The sequence below is a fragment of the Pseudomonas sp. PMCC200344 genome (genome assembly GCF_030053095.1).
Taxonomy (GTDB): domain Bacteria; phylum Pseudomonadota; class Gammaproteobacteria; order Pseudomonadales; family Pseudomonadaceae; genus Aquipseudomonas; species Aquipseudomonas svalbardensis.
This window is the reverse complement of the sequence record NZ_CP125618.1, coordinates 2,123,153-2,142,032: the sequence shown is the minus strand read 5'-3', so window position 1 is coordinate 2,142,032 and position 18,880 is coordinate 2,123,153. Positions and strand designations below refer to the sequence as shown.

Genomic DNA, 18,880 nt, shown 5'->3' with positions numbered 1-18,880 from the left:
CAGATCAACGCTTCTGGGTCAGGGCGCGACGTTCGAACTCGACAATGCGCTGACGGTAATGCTCGATCGTCTGGGCAGTCAGCACGCTGCGCTGATCGTCTTTCAGTTCGCCGTTCAGCTCCTGAGACAGTTTGCGCGCCGCGGCCACCATCACGTCGAAGGCTTGCTTCGGATGACGCGGGCCTGGCAGACCGAGGAAGAAGCTCACTGCCGGTGTGCTGAAGTGGTCGATGTCGTCCAGATCGAAAACACCCGGCTTGACCGCATTGGCCATCGAGAACAGGACCTCGCCATTGCCGGCCATGCTTTCGTGGCGGTGGAAGATGTCCATCTCGCCGAAACGCAGACCGCTTTCCAGAATGTTCTGCAACAGCGCCGGGCCTTTGAAGCCGGCGGCGTCACGGCAAATCACGCTGATCACCAGCACTTCTTCGGCTTGCGGTTGTTCCTTGTCGCTGGCCGAACTCGAAGCCTTGGTGTCATCCGGGAAATCGTCGTCACGGCTGCTGAAGCTCGGGCCGCCGTCCAGATCCAGACTGAGGTTCATGTCGCCCTGGGAAGGCTCGCCATGGCCACGCTTGCCGCGCTTGGAACCCGACTCACGCGGTTCACGGGCAGGCATGCTCACCGACGGCAGATCGTGCTCGTCCAGTTGCGGCTCTTTATGCGTATCCAGCACACGGGGCGGGCCCAACAGCTCGGCGCTGGTGTCCTCGTCCTGCAAGTTGGACAAACTTCGGTCGAGACGGAATTTCAGTTTCCCCTTGCCGCCGCGCATGCGACGCCAGCCATCGAAAAGAATACCGGCAATGACAATAATGCCGATGACGATCAGCCACTCGCGCAGACCGATTTCCATGTAATCCCGTGCCTCTATAAAAAATGCTGAAAAATAAGAGGTTTACAACTCGTAAACCGCTTTAAAACGTGGCGCCAACTCTATGTTCTGACAGGCGTTTTGCCCACGTATACGAAAAATTGACATTAAACTAGCACGACCAAAGGCAACTTTACACCGTCTGTCACAACGGCTTGCGCGATTATGTCGATTGGCCAGCAAGTCAGGGCAGGTAAATAAGTCCTACAACTCAAAAATACCTCTCCTACAAGCGCCGACTCAGGCATCCACCATCGCCATCGCCTCCTCGACATCCACTGCCACCAGACGCGAACAACCCGGCTCGTGCATCGTCACCCCCATCAGTTGCTCGGCCATTTCCATGGCGATCTTGTTGTGGGTGATATAGATGAACTGCACCGTCTGCGACATCTCTTTGACCAGCCGTGCGTAGCGTCCAACGTTAGCGTCATCCAATGGCGCGTCAACTTCATCGAGCATGCAGAACGGCGCCGGATTCAACTTGAAGATGGCAAAAACCAGAGCCAAGGCAGTCAGGGCTTTTTCGCCACCGGAGAGCAAATGGATGGTGCTGTTCTTCTTTCCTGGCGGCTGCGCCATGATCGTTACCCCTGTATCGAGTAGATCTTCGCCCGTCAGTTCCAAATACGCGCGGCCTCCCCCGAAAACTTTTGGGAAAAGGGCCTGTAAACCGCCATTGATCTGATCAAAGGTATCTTTGAAGCGGTTTCGGGTTTCCTTGTCGATCTTGCGAATCACGTTTTCGAGCGTATCCAGCGCCTCGACCAGATCGTCGTTCTGCGCATCCAGATAACGTTTACGCTCGGATTGTTGCTGATATTCGTCGATGGCCGCCAGGTTGATCGCACCGAGACGCTGAATGCGCGCGGCAATGCGTTCGAGTTCTTCTTCCGCGTCTTTCTCGTTGGCGTCGGCCACCAGGGTGGCGAGCACGCCGTGGAGGTCGTAACCGTCTTCCAGCAACTGATCTTCCAAGGTCTTGCGGCGCACGGTCAGGGCCTGCCATTCCATGCGCTGTGTTTCCATCTGCCCCCGAATCAACTGCGATTGCTGCTCGGCCTGGTTGCGACGTTTTTCCGCATCACGCAATTCACGGTCAGCGTCTTCCAGAGCGATCTGCGCAGTCTTTAGTTCTTCGTCGACGGTCATGCGTTTGTCGAGCAGCTCTTCAAGCTTCAGGCGCAATTCCTCCAGCGGCGCTTCGCCCTCCTCCAGGTTGAGACTCAGCTGTTCGCGCTTCTCGGTCAGGCGCTCGGATTGCATCTCCAGACGTTCCAGCGCCTGGCGCGTGGAATCGTGCTGGGCCTTAAGCGAACCCAGACGCACCGCCAGTTGATGGGCGTGATCCTTGTGCTGCCGGGCTTCCTGCCGCACCCGATCGAGTCGCTCGCGCAAGCTGTCGCGCTGAGCCAGCAGCAACTCGCGCTGCTCGGTGTCCAGCGCCATGCTGTCGAGGGCTTCCTGCAATTGCAGACGCGCTTCGCCGATATTTTCGTGCTCCAGAGCGCGTTGCTCAGCCAATTCGGTGAGTTCTTCGTCCAGGCGTGTACGACGCAGGGTCAGTTGTTCGGCCTTGGCTTTGCCGGCGGACAACTGGGCTTTAAATTCACCTTGCTGACGGGCTTCGTCTTGCAGCAGACGGCGCAGATGTTCGCGACCGTTTTCCTGCTGACGCTGTTGCGCCCTGAGATTCTGAAGTTGGGTTTCCAGGGTTTCAACCGTGGCTTCGCGCTCTTCGCGCTCGAGGCCCAGACGCTGGATTTCCTGACCTCGAGCCAGTACACCGCTTTCCGCTTCGCTGGCCCGACGTACGCGCAAAAAGTGTCGACCGACCCAGTATCCGTCGCGGCTGATCAGACTCTGGCCGGCGGTCAATTGATTGCGCAGGGCCAACGCCTGTTCGAGGCTGTCGACCGGTTTAACCTGCCCCAACCATGGCGCCAGATCAATCTGCGCTTCCACTTTATCGAGCAAGCTGCCGGGCACGCGCACGCCATCACTGGCGGGGCTGAGCAAACGCAAATCGCCCTGGGCAAAACCGGCCAGATCGAAGTCACCGAAGTCATCTACCAGCACCGCTTGCAGGTCGGCGCCGAGCACGGTTTCCACCGCCAGCTCCCAACCGGCTTCGACTTTCAGGCCTTCGGCCAGACGCGGACGGTCCGCCAAATGTTGTTCGCGCAGCCATTCTGCGGTACCGGTGCCGGGATCGAGCGCGGCTTGCTGCAAGGCCTCAAGGGAGGCAAGGCGACCGTTCAGACGCTGCAAGTCGCCCTGAGCCTGTTGCTGATTTTGCAGCGCTAATTGCAATTCCTGACGCAGTTGCTCAAGGCGTTCGACCTGGGCTTCTTCGCTGGCCTGTAAATCTTCAAGCGTTGCTTCGCTGGCGGCGAGTTGCTCGCTGAGTTCCATGATCGCCGCGTCTTCCGGGTCTGCCGAGAGCAAGGCGCGCTCTTCGCCGAGACGCTTCTGACGATCGGCCAGGCGCTCCATGCTGGTTTCCAGCTGCTGGATCCGCGACTGCTGAACTTCGGATTGGCGACGCGGTTCGGCGGCCGTCAGGTTGAAGGTGTCCCACTGTTCCTGCCAGGCGTGCATGGTGGTTTCGGATTCTTCCAGCGCGGCGGCGGCTTCTTCGGCGGCGGCGCTGGTGACTTCCTGTTCGGGGGTGAGCACGTCCAGCTCTTCGCCCAGCGTTAGCAGCAAGGTGCGGTCGTGGCCCAAGTGAGACTCGGTTTCCAGACGCGCGCGCTCGGCTTCTTTCAGGTCGTCCTGCAATTGGCGCAAACGCTGCTGACCGTGCTGGATGCTCTGCTCGACCCGGGCGATGTCGCCGCCGACCGAATAGAAGCGCCCCTGCACCAGATTGAAGCGCTCGGACAAGTCGTGGTGCCCGTCCCGGAAGCGTTCAATGGCCGCGTCGGCATTGCGCTGCTCCGCAACCAGGGCTTCGAAGGTGACTTCCTGATTGCCGATGATCGCTTCGCGCTGACCAACCTGCTCGTTCAACGCCTGCCAGCGCAGGGCCGACAGTTGGGCCTTGAGCTGACGCTCCTCGCCCTTGTATTCCTGATACTTCTTGGCGGCCTCGGCCTGGCGGTACAAGCGTTCAAGCTGACGCTCGAGTTCTTCGCGCAGGTCGGTCAGGCGAGCCAGGTTCTCGTGGGTGCGGCGGATGCGGTTTTCAGTCTCACGCCGGCGCTCCTTGTACTTGGAGATGCCCGCCGCTTCTTCAATAAAGTTGCGCAGGTCTTCGGGCTTTGACTCGATCAGCTTGGAGATCATCCCCTGCTCGATAATCGAGTAGCTGCGCGGGCCCAGGCCGGTGCCGAGGAAGATGTCGGTGATATCGCGACGGCGGCACTTGGTGCCGTTGAGGTAGTAAGTGGTCTGGCTGTCGCGAGTCACTTTGCGGCGAATGGAAATTTCCGCATAGGCCGCGTATTCGCCGAGCAGGGTGCCGTCGGAGTTATCGAACACCAGCTCGATGCTCGCCTGGCTAACCGGTTTACGGCTGGTCGAGCCGTTGAAGATGACGTCAGTCATCGACTCGCCGCGCAGGTTCTTGGCCGAACTCTCGCCCATCACCCAACGCACGGCGTCGATGATGTTCGACTTGCCGCAACCATTGGGCCCGACCACCGCCGCCATGTTACTGGGGAAGTTCACCGTGGTCGGGTCGACGAAGGATTTGAACCCCGCCAGTTTGATGCACTTTAGCCGCACGCTTAAGCGTCCGTCAGGGCGGAGACCACCAGATCACTGCTGCGCTGGGCATACGCCGTCAGCACAATGCGGATCTGCGGAAAATCACGGGCCAGCACGGCGGCGAGCAAGCGTTCGAACAGTTCGAGGAACTCGCTCATCGAGGCCTTGCGCTGTTCCAGGGCGAGGAAATACGCGCGGCTCATGGCCGGCTGCAGATTCTCGACGGTTTCCTGCAAGTACGGGTTGTTGGCGAACGGATACGCGGCGCGCATCACACTGAAGCTGTCGTCGACAAAGGTGCGAATGTCCTGGCGCTCGTAGCTGGCGGTCAGACGCTGCTGGATTTGCACGAACGGCGCCATGTCGGTCTGGACTTGCCAGCCGCTGGCCACTGCATTGCCGAGCAAGATGTAAAGCTCGCTCATCAGCGTGCACAGGCTTCGGACCTTGTGAACCGTCAGCTCGGTCACGTGGGCGCCGCGTCGCGGCAGGATCGCGATCAGGTGGCGGCGCTCGAGGATCAGCAAGGCTTCACGGACCGAACCGCGGCTGACATTGAGGGCCAGCGTGACCTTCTGTTCCTGGATGCGCTCCCCGGGCTTCATTTCGCCACGAATGATGCGTTCGGCGAGGTGGTGAGCAATTTGCTCGGCGAGGCTGTCCGGCGCCTTGAACGTCATGGTTGTCCTTCAAACTCTTCTATCTGCACAAGCGGCGCAGTGTAGCGCACATAAAGGGTCATGGCGGAGTGCCCACTGGGCGGTTTTTGGCACGATTCAAGCAAAAAGCAGGCTATCCCGTGAGGGTCAATAATAAAGGAACGAGTCGTTTATCGACAAAATGCTATTTCCTGACCTTTAAGTCAGAAAATCATTGACCGGAAAGTCAGACCTGATAAATTCGGTTCAAGTCGGTTAACAACAATAATGAGTCTGCGAGGCCTTCCGTGATCCAGTTTTTACTTAACCAGGAACTCCGTAGCGAGCACGCCCTGGACCCAAACCTGACCGTGCTCAATTATCTGCGCGACCATGTGGGCAAACCCGGCACCAAAGAAGGCTGCGCCAGCGGTGACTGCGGCGCGTGCACCGTGGTGGTCGGCGAGCTGCAAACGGATGACGATGGCCGCGAACACATTCGCTATCGCAGCCTCAACTCGTGTCTGACGTTCGTTTCGTCACTGCACGGCAAACAATTGATCAGTGTCGAAGACCTCAAGCACCAAGGCGAGCTGCACAGCGTGCAGAAAGCCATGGTCGAGTGCCACGGCTCGCAATGCGGTTTCTGCACGCCGGGCTTCGTCATGTCGCTGTTTGCACTGCAAAAGAACAGCGATCAACCGGATGCTCATCAAGCCCATGAAGCGCTGGCCGGCAACCTCTGCCGCTGCACTGGCTATCGGCCGATTCTGGCGGCCGCCGAACAATCCTGCTGCGGCAAGCAAACGGATCAGTTCGATGCTCGCGAAGCCGACACCATCGCTCGCCTGAAGGCCATCGCCCCCACTGACATCGGCGAACTCAACAGTGGCGACAAACGCTGCCTGGTACCGCTGACCGTCGCCGATCTGGCCGACCTCTACGACGCTTATCCTCAAGCCCGCCTGCTGGCCGGCGGCACGGATCTGGCGCTGGAAGTCACGCAGTTCCACCGCACCCTGCCGGTGATGATTTACGTCGGCAATGTCGCCGAGATGAAGCGTATCGAGTGCTTCGACGATCGCCTGGAAATCGGCGCCGCCACTGCCCTCTCCGATTGCTATGAAGCCTTGAAAGCCGAGTACCCGGACTTCGGCGAATTGCTGCAACGCTTTGCTTCCCTGCAAATCCGCAACCAGGGCACTCTCGGCGGCAACATCGGCAACGCCTCGCCGATCGGTGACTCCCCGCCCCTGCTGATTGCACTCGGCGCGCAGATGGTTTTGTGCAAAGGCGAAGTCCGCCGCACGATGGCGCTGGAAGATTACTTCATCGATTACCGGGTTACCGCGCGCCAGGAAAGCGAGTTCATCGAAAAGATCATCGTGCCGCGTGCCAGCGCCGAACAACTGTTCCGCGCCTACAAAGTCTCCAAGCGTCTGGACGATGACATTTCCGCCGTCTGCGCCGCGTTCAACCTGCGCATCGACAACGGCGTGATCGCCGACGCCCGCGTTGCCTTCGGCGGCATGGCTGCTACACCAAAACGCGCCAAGGCTTGCGAAGCCGTATTGCTCGGCGCCACCTGGAACAACGACACCGTCGAACGCGCCTGCGCTGCGCTGGCCGAAGATTTCACGCCGCTCTCGGACTTCCGTGCCAGCAAGGAATACCGCCTGCTCAGCGCCCAGAACCTGTTGCGTAAGTACTTCATCGAACTGCAAACACCGCACATCGAGACTCGGGTGACCGCTTATGTCTAATCATCACGCCGTAGAGAAGACCCAGGCCGAATTGGCTGAACTGTTCGCCAAGGACCTGACCACCGGTGTCGGCCGCAGCGTCAAGCACGACAGCGCCACCAAACACGTGTCCGGTGAAGCGCAGTACATCGACGACCGGCTGGAATTTCCGAACCAGTTACATGTTTACGCACGCCTGTCGGACCGCGCCCACGCGAAAATTATCAGCATCGACACCCAGCCTTGCTACGCCTTCGAAGGCGTGCGCATCGCTATCACCCACAAAGACGTACCAGGCCTGAAAGACATCGGCCCATTGCTGCCAGGTGACCCATTGCTGGCTATCGACGACGTGCAATTCGTCGGTCAAGTGGTGCTCGCCGTTGCGGCGAAGGACCTGGAAACCGCACGCAAAGCCGCCATGGCCGCGATCATCGAATACGAAGATCTGGAGCCGGTGCTGGACGTGGTTGAAGCGCTGCGCAAACGCCACTTTGTGCTCGACAGCCACACGCATCAACGCGGTGATTCGGCCGGCGCTTTAGCCACTGCCGAACACCGCATTCAAGGCACACTGCACATCGGCGGCCAGGAACACTTCTATCTCGAAACCCAGATCTCTTCGGTGATGCCGACCGAAGACGGCGGCATGATTGTCTACTGCTCGACGCAGAACCCCACCGAAGTACAGAAGCTTGTAGCCGAAGTGCTGGACGTATCGATGAACAAGATCGTCGTCGACATGCGCCGCATGGGCGGTGGTTTCGGCGGCAAGGAAACCCAGGCCGCGAGCCCTGCGTGCCTCTGTGCAGTTGTTGCACACCTCACCGGCCAGCCGACCAAAATGCGCCTGCCGCGGGTCGAAGACATGCTGATGACCGGCAAGCGTCACCCGTTCTACGTCGAGTACGACGTGGGCTTCGACAGCACTGGCCGGCTGCACGGCATTGCCCTGGAACTGGCCGGTAACTGCGGTTGCTCGCCGGACCTCTCGGCGTCGATTGTCGACCGTGCAATGTTCCACGCCGACAACTCGTACTACCTGGGCGACGCGACCATCAACGGTCACCGCTGCAAGACCAACACCGCGTCGAACACCGCTTACCGTGGCTTCGGCGGCCCGCAAGGCATGGTCGCCATCGAAGAAGTGATGGACGCGATTGCCCGCCACCTGGCCCTCGATCCGCTGGCGGTGCGCAAGGCCAACTACTACGGCAAGACCGAGCGCAACGTCACCCATTACTACCAGACCGTCGAGCACAACATGCTCGAGGAAATGACCGCCGAACTCGAAGAAAGCAGCCAGTACGCCGAGCGCCGCGAAGCGATTCGTCGCTACAACGCCAACAGCCCGATCCTGAAAAAAGGCCTGGCGCTGACCCCGGTAAAATTCGGTATTTCCTTCACTGCCAGCTTCCTCAACCAGGCCGGTGCGCTGATCCATATCTACACCGATGGCAGCATCCACCTCAACCATGGCGGCACCGAAATGGGCCAGGGCCTGAACACCAAAGTCGCGCAGGTCGTGGCTGAAGTGTTCCAGGTGGAAATGGACCGCGTGCAGATCACCGCAACCAACACTGACAAGGTGCCGAACACCTCGCCGACCGCCGCTTCCAGTGGCGCCGACCTGAACGGTAAAGCCGCACAGAATGCAGCTGAGATCATCAAAAAGCGCCTGGTTGAATTCGCCGCGCGCCAATACAAGGTCAGCGAAGAAGACGTGGAGTTCCACAACGGTCACGTGCGGGTTCGCGATCATATTCTGACGTTTGAATCGCTGATCCAGCAGGCGTATTTCGCTCAGGTGTCGCTGTCGAGCACCGGGTTCTACAAGACCCCGAAAATCTTCTACGACCGTAGCCAGGCGCGGGGCCGGCCGTTCTATTACTACGCCTTCGGCGCAGCGTGCTGCGAGGTGATCATCGACACCTTGACCGGCGAGTACAAAATGCTGCGCACCGACATTTTGCATGACGTCGGCGACTCGCTGAACCCGGCCATCGACATCGGCCAGGTCGAGGGCGGTTTCATCCAGGGCATGGGCTGGCTGACCATGGAAGAACTGGTGTGGAACAACAAAGGCAAACTGATGACCAACGGCCCGGCCAGCTACAAGATCCCGGCCGTGGCCGACATGCCGTTGGACCTGCGGGTGAAGCTGGTGGAAAACCGCAAGAACCCGGAAGACACGGTGTTCCATTCCAAGGCCGTGGGCGAGCCGCCGTTCATGCTGGGTATTGCGTCGTGGTGTGCGATCAAGGACGCCGTTGCGAGTCTTGGCGACTACAAGCATCAACCGAAAATCGACGCACCGGCGACGCCGGAGCGGGTGTTGTGGGGCTGTGAGCAGATGCGCCAGTTGAAGGCGGCGAAAGCCGTGGAAGCTGAAACCGAGCTGGCTTCGCTCTAGACCGAGGCGCGGCCTTCGCGGGCAAGCCTCGCTCCTACAGGTTTGCGGTGATCATTTGAACATCACCATTCCCGTAGGAGCGAGGCTTGCCCGCGAAGAGGCCCGAACAGACAACAGAGATGTTGAGGTGAAACATGTACAACTGGATCGACGCCCTCGCCGACCTGCAATCCCAGGGTGAACCCTGCGTGTTGGTCACGATAATCGAAGAACTCGGCTCGACGCCGCGTAACGCCGGCTCGAAGATGGTCATCAGCGCCAGCCAGACCTTCGACACCATCGGTGGCGGGCATCTGGAATACAAGGCCATGCAAATCGGCCGCGAAATGCTGGCCAGCGGTAAGCAGGACACGCACCTTGAGCGCTTCAGCCTCGGCGCCAGCCTGGGTCAGTGCTGTGGTGGAGTGACGGTGTTGCTGTTCGAACCAATGGGCCAGGTCCAGGCGCAGATCGCCGTATTCGGTGCCGGCCACGTCGGCCGGGCGCTGGTGCCGCTGCTCGCCAGCCTGCCCTGCCGGGTGCGCTGGATCGATTCGCGGGACGCCGAATTCCCGGAACAGATCCCCCATGGCGTACGCAAAATCGTCGCCGAAGAACCGGTGGACGAAATCGATGACCTGCCCGCTGGCAGCTACTGCATCGTCATGACCCACAACCACCAGCTCGACCTCGAACTCACCGCCGCGATCCTCAAGCGCAACGACTTCGCCTACTTCGGCCTGATCGGTTCGAAGACCAAACGGGTGAAATTCGAACACCGCTTGCGTGACCGTGGTTTCGACAGCGCCGTGCTGCAACGCATGCGCTGCCCGATGGGCATCGGCGAAGTCAAAGGCAAGTTGCCTGTGGAAATCGCCATCTCCATCGCCGGCGAAATCATCGCCACCTATAACGCCAATTTCGGCCAGCACACCGCCAGCGCCGGATCATCGATCGCCAAACTGCTGCCTGCTTCACGCCGCAGCCAAGCCACGAATTGAGAAATTTTATGCCTCTGACTCGCAAAGCCTACCGCGCCGCCATTCTGCACAGCATCGCCGATCCTGCCGAAGTCGGTATCGAAGCCTCTTACGAGTATTTCGAAGATGGCCTGCTGGTGGTCGATAACGGCCAGATCAGCGCCCTTGGTCACGCCAGCGACTTGCTGCCGACCCTGCCGGCCGACATCGAGATCACCCATTATCAGGACGCGCTGATCACCCCTGGCTTCATCGACACCCACATTCACTTGCCGCAAACCGGCATGGTCGGTGCCTACGGCGAGCAACTGCTGGACTGGCTCAACACTTACACCTTCCCGTGCGAAAGCCAGTTCGCCGACAAGGCTCACGCCGACGAGGTCGCGGGCATTTTCATCAAGGAACTGCTGCGCAACGGCACCACTACGGCGCTGGTGTTCGGCAGCGTGCATCCACAATCAGTGAACTCGTTCTTCGAGGCCGCCGAACAGCTGGACCTGCGGATGATTGCCGGCAAGGTGATGATGGACCGCAACGCGCCGGACTACCTGACCGACACCGCCGAATCCAGCTACGTCGAAAGCAAGGCGCTGATCGAGCGCTGGCACGGCAAGGGTCGCCTGCACTACGCGGTCACCCCGCGGTTCGCCCCGACCAGCACCCCGGAACAGCTGACCCTCGCCGGCCAGTTGCTCAGCGAATTCCCAGACCTGTACATGCAGACTCACATCAGCGAAAACCTCAAGGAAGTCGAGTGGGTCAAGGAGCTGTTCCCGGAGCGCAAGGGCTACCTGGACGTCTACGACCATTACAAGCTGCTCGGCGAGCGCTCGGTATTCGCCCACGGCGTACACCTGTGCGACGACGAATGCGCGCGGCTGGCGGAAACCGGCTCGGCGATTGCCTTCTGTCCGACCTCGAACTTCTTCCTCGGCAGCGGCCTGTTCAACCTGCCGATGGCCGAGAAGCACAAATTGAATGTCGGCCTCGGTACGGACGTCGGTGGCGGCACCAGTTTCTCGCTGCTGCAAACCTTGAACGAAGCGTACAAAGTCATGCAGATGCAAGGTGCGCGACTGAGCCCGTTCAAGTCGCTGTACCTGGCGACCCTCGGCGGCGCCCGCGCGTTGCGCCTGGAAGACAAGATTGGCACCCTGCAACCGGGCACCGACGCCGACTTCCTGGTACTGGACTACAACGCCACACCGCTGCTGAGCTATCGCTTGAAGCAGGCCAATAACATTGCCGAAACGTTGTTTGTATTGATGACGCTGGGGGATGACCGGACGGTGTTGCAGACATATGCGGCGGGGAATCAGGTGCATCAGCGCTAAGATCTTCCGGGCATAAAAAATCCCCCGTCGCCGTACAGCCCGGGGGATTTTTATTGCCTGTCAGATCGCCTTCGCGAGCAGGCTCGCTCCCACAGTTGATCTTCAGTGGTTACAAGATTTGCATTCAATACAAAACCTTGTGGGAGCGAGCCTGCTCGCGATGGACGCGACGCGGTGTCAGAGTTTGACCGCTGGCCGCCCTGGTTTCTTGGTCTGCAACAAATGCGAGAACACCGCATGCAAATCATCCGACGCGCTTTCTTCGTCGAGGTTGAGTTTGCTGTCGATGTGATCCATGTGATGCATCATCAGGTCCACCGCCAGCTCAGCGTTGCGCGCTTCGATGGCGTCGATCAGCTGGGTGTGCTCGTCGTAGGAACAGTGGGAGCGATTGCCGCTTTCATACTGGGCAATGATCAACGACGTCTGGGACACCAGGCTGCGCTGGAAGCTGATCAGCGGAGCATTTTTCGCCGCTTCAGCCAGTTTCAAGTGGAACTCGCCCGACAGACGAATACCGGCGCCGCGATCGCCACGGGAGAAGCTGTCGCGCTCGTCGTTGACCATCTGGCGCAACTCGGCAATCTGCTCGGCAGTGGCGTGCTGCACCGCCAATTCAGTGATCGCTCGCTCCACCAGACGCCGGGCCATGAACACCTGGCGAGCCTCTTCGACACTCGGGCTGGCGACGACAGCGCCACGGTTCGGACGCAGCAGCACGACGCCTTCATGGGCCAGGCGCGAGAGCGCGCGGCGAATGATGGTGCGACTGACCCCGAAAATTTCCCCCAGCGCTTCTTCGCTCAACTTGGTACCGGGCGCCAGACGCTGTTCGAGGATGGCCTCGAAGATATGCGCGTAGACAATATCGTCCTGGGTACCGCTGCGGCCGGCTTTGCCTGCTCGCGGTTGTTTCTTTAGGGGTTGCAACTGTTCGTTCATGGGCACTCGAGTCGGAAGAACTGCGGCGAATTGACCGTGACTGTAATACGGCACAGTGGGTCGCTGGCAAGTATCGCGTAAAAAACACCGCGATTGTACACAATGGAGGGTGGCAACACGACTGTACGGCTGTTTGTCGCCTCGGCTGTATTGCAACGCCTGGTTACTTTTGAGTTTAGGCTTGAACCTGGGTTTTACCTTTCAAAAGTATAAGGAATACCGCTGTCATGAACGACGCCACACATACGCAGCTCCGCCCTTTGGCCGACACGTCACCCTCGGCGATCGTCGCCGGCTTCATCGCGATGATGACCGGTTACACCAGCTCGCTGGTGCTGATGTTTCAGGCCGGGCAAGCGGCGGGCCTGACCAGCGGGCAGATTTCTTCGTGGATCTGGGCGATCTCGATTGGCATGGCGGTGTGCTCGATTGGCCTGTCTCTGCGTTACCGCACGCCGATCACAATCGCCTGGTCGACCCCCGGCGCTGCGTTGCTGATCACCAGTTTGGGCGGCGTAACCTACGGCGAAGCCATTGGCGCCTACATTACCTGTGCGGTGCTGGTGACGATTTGTGGCTTGACCGGCAGCTTCGAACGGCTGGTGAAAAAGATTCCGGCATCATTGGCCGCCGCCCTGCTGGCGGGGATTCTGTTCAAGATCGGCAGCGAAATCTTCGTCGCCGCGCAGCATCGCACCGCGCTGGTATTGGGCATGTTCTTCACTTATCTGGTGGTCAAACGTCTGTCGCCGCGTTATGCGGTACTCGCCGCGCTGTTGATCGGCACGGCACTGTCGGGGTTCATGGGTCTGCTGGATTTCAGTGGTTTCCACCTGGAAGTAGCGACGCCGGTCTGGACCACGCCGCACTTCTCTCTCGCCGCGACCATCAGCATCGGCATTCCGCTGTTTGTCGTGGCAATGACCTCGCAGAACATGCCCGGCATCGCCGTGCTGCGTGCCGACGGCTACACCGTGCCGGCCTCGCCACTGATCACCACCACGGGCATCGCTTCGTTGCTGCTGGCGCCGTTCGGTTCCCACGGGATCAACCTAGCGGCTATCAGCGCGGCGATTTGCACCGGGCCGCATGCCCATGAGGATCGCAACAAGCGCTACACGGCGGCCGTCTGGTGTGGGATTTTCTACGGGATCGCCGGGGTGTTCGGCGCGACGCTGGCGGCGCTGTTTGCCGCGCTGCCGAAAGAGTTGGTGCTGTCGATTGCGGCGCTGGCGTTGTTCGGCTCGATCATCAATGGCTTGAGCATCGCCATGAATGAAGTGAAGGAACGTGAAGCGGCGCTGATTACCTTTATGGTGACGGCGTCGGGGTTGACGCTGTTTTCCATCGGTTCGGCGTTCTGGGGGATTGTGGCGGGGGTGTTGACGTTGGTGATTCTGAACTGGCGTAAAAGCTAAAAGCTCGCAGCCTCGTTTCACTCGACAGCTGCTACAGGGATTGCATTGCCCTGTAGCAGCTGTCGAGAACGAGGCTGCGATCCTTTGATCGTCACAAAAAAAAACGGCGACCCTTGGGTCGCCGTTTTTTATGACATCAAGCTACCGGATTGATCGGCTTTTCCGGGTACCAGACGTCGATCAGCGGGCTGACAGTCGCTTCAGTCAGTTCGCTGCGGCCTTTGAGCCAGGCTTCAACAGCGGCACGCTGCTCTTCGGACACCGAGCCACGCTTCTGCAGGCAAACCAGACCGAAGTCGTCGCCGCCAACATAGCCCAGACCGTTGGCTTCCATGGCTTCTTTCAGGAACGCGTCGAGGAAAGCATCAATGGCTTCATCAGCCAAATCTTCTTTAAAATCCAGGTTCAGTTCGAAACCCAGCTCTTGAAATTCATCGACGCACAGTTTTTTGCGCAGACGCTGGGAACGGTTAGTCGCCATTGGAACAATCCTCATAAGTAATAACGGGCGGCACTTTAGCAGTTTAAGGCGCCGATTGCCCGTCTCTCTGGGTTGCAAGCCCTACCGTCGGTAAAAAATAGCGGATTAGAAGGCCAGGGCACGGCACAAGCCGCTACACCTTGGGGCATAATGCCGACACTTTCATGACCACTGAGGGAATTTATCTTCATGCCCTCGTCTTTTTCCCCCTCGGCTGTAGGGTTTTATTTCACATGATCAAATCTTTGCGTCCATTGTTACTGGCCGGTTTTCTGCTCCCTCTGGCCTTCTCTGTTTCCGCCGCCTCGATCAACACCGCGCTATCGCCCAACGTTGAAAAAGCCCTCAAGGCCAGCAAGATGCAGGACAACGCCCTGTCGCTGGTGATGATCCCGCTCAACGGCCCTGGCACCCCGACGATTTTCAACGCTGACGTCTCCGTCAATCCGGCCTCGACCATGAAACTGGTCACCACTTACGCGGCGCTGGAAATGCTCGGCCCGAACCACCAGTGGAAAACCGAGTTCTACACCGACGGCACGCTCAGCGGCGGCATCCTCAACGGTAACCTCTACCTCAAGGGTGGCGGCGATCCGAAGCTAAACATGGAAAAACTCTGGTTGCTGATGCGTGACCTGCGCGCCAACGGTGTGACGCAAATCACCGGCGATCTGGTGCTGGACCGCAATTTCTTCGTACAACCGCAATTACCGCAGTTCAACGACGACGGCAATGACGATAACAAGCCGTTCCTGGTCAAACCTGACGCGCTGATGGTCAACCTCAAGGCCCTGCGCTTCGTGGCGCGTAACGACAACGGCCGGGTGCTGGTGTCGGTGGAGCCGCCGATTGCCACCATTCGCATCGAAAATCAGGTCAAAGCCGTCAACTCCAAGCAATGCACCGGTGGCGTGCGTTACAACCCGGTGCCCCAGGCCGATGGCAGCGTGACCGTGACGGTCGGCGGCCAGTTGGGCGAGGGCTGCAGCTCCCAGACTTACCTGTCGCTGCTCGACCACGCGACCTACACCGCGGGTGCCGTGCGAGCGATCTGGAAGGAACTGGGCGGCAGCATTCAGGGCGTGGACCGTCTGGCGCCAACGCCTAAAAATGCTAAGGTCCTGGCTCGGGCCTTCTCGCCGGACCTGGCGGAAATCATCCGCGACATCAACAAATACAGTAACAACACCATGGCCCAGCAGCTGTTCCTGAGCCTGGGCGCGCAGTTCCGCACCGAGGCCGACGGTGACGATGCCAAGGCTGCACAGCGTGTCGTGCGTCAGTGGCTGGCGAAGAAAGGCATCACCGCGCCGCACCTGGTGATGGAAAACGGCTCCGGTCTGTCCCGTGCCGAACGTGTGAGTGCGCGTGAATTGGCTGGCATGCTGCAAGCCGCCTGGAGAAGTCCGTACGCGGCCGAGTTCATCAGTTCGATGCCGATTGCCGGCACCGATGGCACTATGCGCAAACGCCTGAAGACCACTGCGATGCGCGGTGAAGCCCACGTCAAGACCGGCACCCTGAATACCGTGCGGGCGATTGCCGGTTTCAGCCGCGACATCAACGGCAATACCTGGGCTGTGGTGGCGATCCTCAACGACAAGGCACCGTTTGGCGCGTCGTCGGTGCTGGATCAGGTGCTGCTGGACCTGTATCGCCAGCCGAAACTGCCGGAAACGGCTTCGGTGCTCTAACCCGATCTACCAGACACCTTAGATCCAATGTGGGAGCGAGCCTACTCGCGAAAACGGCGTCACATCCAGCAACGATGTGATTGACAGACCGCTTTCGCGAGCAGGCTCGCTCCCACAGGGTATTGCGTAGCCGGACCTAACTCATCTCTCCTTCTACCCGATCCCGCCCGGCCTGTTTCGCCGCGTACACCCCCGAATCCGCCCGCAGCAGCAGCGCATCCGCGCCCTCCCCGACTCGCCAACTGGCAATCCCGAAACTGGCGGTCACTGTCCCGACGCCTTCGATCGGCGAACTGCGCAACCCTTGCCATAGCTGCAAGGCAAGGACATGGGCATGCTCGCCGTTGATGTCCGGGCAAAGCACCATGAACTCCTCACCACCCAGGCGACAGAACACGTCGGTGCGGCGCAGCCGATGGCCGATGCGTTCGCACACGATCTGCAACACCCTATCGCCGACCGCGTGGCCATGCTGGTCATTGATACGCTTGAAGTGGTCGATATCGAGCATGATCACCGATAGTTCGCCGCCACCGCGCTCGACCCGGGCCATTTCGGTGGTCAGGCGTTCCTGGAAATAGCGGCGGTTGTGGATCCCGGTCAGCGAGTCAGTGATCGACAGCGCGCGCAATTCTTCTTGCACCCGCTTGAGGTCGGAGATGTCCGAGACGTAGCCATGCCAGAGCACGCCGCCGCCGGGCAGTTCCTCCGGCGTCGCCTCGCCACGAACCCAGCGCAGGCCGCGCAGGGGCAGCTGCACGCGGTATTCCTCGCGCCAAGGGCTGAGGGTGTCCGCCGACGCCCGGATCGAAGCACGGACCCGGGTGGTGTCCTGCGGATGAATCCGCGTGAAAATCGCTTCGGCGTTGAACAACAGCACATCCGGTTCAAGTTCGTAGATCTCGCGAATACCGTCGCTGGCGTAGATCACGCTAAAGCGCCCATCGAACTCCATCTTGAATTGGTAGATCCCGCCGGGCACATGGGCGCTGAGTTTCTTCAACAACAGGTCCCGTGCCGCCAGGGCCTCGTGGACCCGCTTGCGTTCAGTGATGTCGATACAGATCGCCAGGTGCCCGACCCACAAACCTTGCTCGTCGAGGACCGGGGTCGCCAGCATGTTCACCGTCAAATGGCTGCCGTCGCTACGCAGCAGCGTCCATTCCCGCGCTTCGTGACCGCCCTCCTCGCCGCCCTCGACCAACATCGCCTGGCAGGTCGGAATCGGTTTGCCATAGCGCGCACTCAACTCCGCCGAGCGGGCGAGGAGCTCCCGGGGCAGGTGCAGGTTTTCCAGGGTCATGTGGCCCACCACCTCAGCGCTGGTGTAGCCGAGCATTTGCTCTGCACCGGCATTAAAGGTGCTGATGATCCCGCGTAAGTCAGTGGCGATGATCGCCACCTGGGTCGCGGCATTCAGCACGCCGCGCAACTGGCCATGGGTGCCGCGCAACTCCTGCTCGCGAGCGCGCAGTTCCTGGGTTCGTTGCTCGACCATTTTCAGCGCCCGTTGACGCTGACTGACCAGCACATAGAGCAAGGCACTGAGCAACAGACTGAGCAAGCCACCCAGCACTATCAGGCTGGTCACAGAAGAGTGGTTGGCTTTCAGGAAGGCATCGCTGGGCTGAATGTCGACTTGATAGTCATGGTCGGCGAGCCGCAGCAGCCGCGTCGCGGCCAATTCACTGAGGGCTGGGGTGTTGGGAGACTCATAAAGCACTTCGTGCTGATCATCTGTGGATAAGTCGAGGATGCGCACCGAAAGGTAGTCACGGCCCGCCTCCGGCAGCCCGTCCGCCAGCAACTGGCGCATGCTGATCACGGCCATAACATAACCGAACGGTTTCAACCCCGCCGTGGTCGGGCTATTGCGCAGCAGCACCGGCGCGACCAGCAGCACGCCGCGTGCATAGGCCGGCTCGATACTGGCCAGATGCATCGGCTGCGATACCGCCATGCCGCCGTGCTGATCGGCCCGTTCAAGGGTGGAACGGCGCAAGGGTTGAGCCAACAAGTCGTAGCCCAGGGGCGAGCCAAGCTTGCTTTGGGTCTGGCTGTAAAGCACCGCCACGTACTCCTCCCGTTCGGCCGCCAGTTGCAGTTGGCCGTCGGCATTGAGTTCACGCAGGGTGAACTCGGGTAAACCCTCTGCACGCACCTGGCGTTCAAATACCGCCCGTTCGGCACCGGTTACCCGCTTGGCGAAGGAATAGGCCTGAGTCCGGTGCAGCAGCGGTTGGGTGTAACCGTCGAACTCCGCGCGGGAGACCGAATCGGAATTGGCAAAGAACCGGCGCAGGCCATCGAGGCGCTGCTCCTGATCTTCGAAGCGTTCTTCGATACGGCTGTAACGTTCACTGGCCAGCAGTTGGAAACGTTGCCGCAGTTGATGGTGGAACAGATTCAGCGTCGACCACGCCAGCAATCCCGTGAGAATTGCGCCGACGAGCAATACCAGCAGCGCGACCAGCCAGGCCGAGGCATCTTCACTGATAAAACCCAGGATCTTGGGGCGCACGGCGTGCAACGACATAGACGCAACTCAAAACGCCAGGTGCGGGAAAGCCCATTGGCCATGCGTTGAGTTATAGCTATTAGCCATCAATTTGACCAGCACAGAAAGAAGCCAAGAGCCTTTAAAAATCAAGGCTCTGTGGATCCAATCCCT

12 protein-coding genes are annotated in these 18,880 nt (G+C 59.9%); 6 read left to right on the top strand and 6 right to left on the bottom strand.

The features are described from left to right. Positions 1-4: 4 nt before the first annotated feature. The 3 genes from zipA to QFW87_RS09560 form a co-directional block, all read right to left on the bottom strand. Complete coding sequence (gene zipA, locus QFW87_RS09570) at positions 5-859, bottom strand: cell division protein ZipA (protein WP_283183743.1); 855 nt, start codon at positions 857-859, stop codon at positions 5-7. Positions 860-1,117: 258 nt separating this feature from the next. Next, positions 1,118-4,606, bottom strand: a complete 3,489-nt coding sequence (smc, locus tag QFW87_RS09565) for a chromosome segregation protein SMC (protein WP_283190354.1) — start codon at positions 4,604-4,606, stop codon at positions 1,118-1,120. 2 nt (positions 4,607-4,608) lie between these two features. After that, positions 4,609-5,268 (bottom strand): GntR family transcriptional regulator, encoded by a 660-nt coding sequence (locus tag QFW87_RS09560; RefSeq protein WP_283183741.1) that lies wholly within the window; start codon positions 5,266-5,268, stop codon positions 4,609-4,611. 266 nt (positions 5,269-5,534) lie between these two features. On the opposite strand from QFW87_RS09560, the gene xdhA reads away from it, so the two are divergent. The 4 genes from xdhA (at position 5,535) to guaD (ending at position 11,674) form a co-directional block, all read left to right on the top strand. Beyond that, complete coding sequence (gene xdhA, locus QFW87_RS09555) at positions 5,535-6,989, top strand: xanthine dehydrogenase small subunit (protein ID WP_283190353.1); 1,455 nt, start codon at positions 5,535-5,537, stop codon at positions 6,987-6,989. Further along, complete coding sequence (gene xdhB / locus QFW87_RS09550) at positions 6,982-9,381, top strand: xanthine dehydrogenase molybdopterin binding subunit (RefSeq protein WP_283183739.1); 2,400 nt, start codon at positions 6,982-6,984, stop codon at positions 9,379-9,381. The genes xdhA and xdhB overlap by 8 nt, the downstream gene beginning before the upstream one ends. 134 nt (positions 9,382-9,515) lie before the next feature. Further along, the gene (xdhC, locus tag QFW87_RS09545; RefSeq protein WP_283183738.1) at positions 9,516-10,361 is read left to right on the top strand and encodes a xanthine dehydrogenase accessory protein XdhC; all 846 of its coding nucleotides are present in this window, start codon (positions 9,516-9,518) and stop codon (positions 10,359-10,361) included. Between the two features lie 8 nt (positions 10,362-10,369). Beyond that, a complete protein-coding gene (gene guaD / locus QFW87_RS09540; RefSeq protein WP_095128784.1) occupies positions 10,370-11,674 on the top strand; it encodes a guanine deaminase in 1,305 nt (434 codons plus the stop codon). 177 nt (positions 11,675-11,851) lie between these two features. Here guaD and QFW87_RS09535 read toward each other — a convergent pair whose 3' ends face one another. Further along, positions 11,852-12,616, bottom strand: a complete 765-nt coding sequence (locus tag QFW87_RS09535; protein WP_129442830.1) for a GntR family transcriptional regulator — start codon at positions 12,614-12,616, stop codon at positions 11,852-11,854. 227 nt (positions 12,617-12,843) lie between these two features. On the opposite strand from QFW87_RS09535, the gene QFW87_RS09530 reads away from it, so the two are divergent. Beyond that, a complete protein-coding gene (locus tag QFW87_RS09530; protein WP_283190352.1) occupies positions 12,844-14,034 on the top strand; it encodes a benzoate/H(+) symporter BenE family transporter in 1,191 nt (396 codons plus the stop codon). A 136-nt stretch (positions 14,035-14,170) separates the two neighbouring features. On the opposite strand, the gene QFW87_RS09525 is transcribed toward QFW87_RS09530, so the two are convergent. Further along, the gene (locus tag QFW87_RS09525) at positions 14,171-14,515 is read right to left on the bottom strand and encodes a YggL family protein (RefSeq protein WP_007896965.1); all 345 of its coding nucleotides are present in this window, start codon (positions 14,513-14,515) and stop codon (positions 14,171-14,173) included. A 233-nt stretch (positions 14,516-14,748) separates the two neighbouring features. Here QFW87_RS09525 and dacB point away from each other — a divergent pair, with 233 nt between their 5' ends. Then, positions 14,749-16,209 carry a D-alanyl-D-alanine carboxypeptidase/D-alanyl-D-alanine-endopeptidase gene (dacB, locus tag QFW87_RS09520; protein ID WP_283183736.1) on the top strand — a complete coding sequence of 487 codons (1,461 nt, stop codon included), beginning with the start codon at positions 14,749-14,751 and terminating at the stop codon, positions 16,207-16,209. Positions 16,210-16,345: 136 nt separating this feature from the next. Here the strand turns inward: dacB and QFW87_RS09515 are convergent, their stop codons facing one another. Then, the gene (locus tag QFW87_RS09515) at positions 16,346-18,745 is read right to left on the bottom strand and encodes a diguanylate cyclase (RefSeq protein ID WP_283190351.1); all 2,400 of its coding nucleotides are present in this window, start codon (positions 18,743-18,745) and stop codon (positions 16,346-16,348) included. Positions 18,746-18,880: the final 135 nt, after the last annotated feature.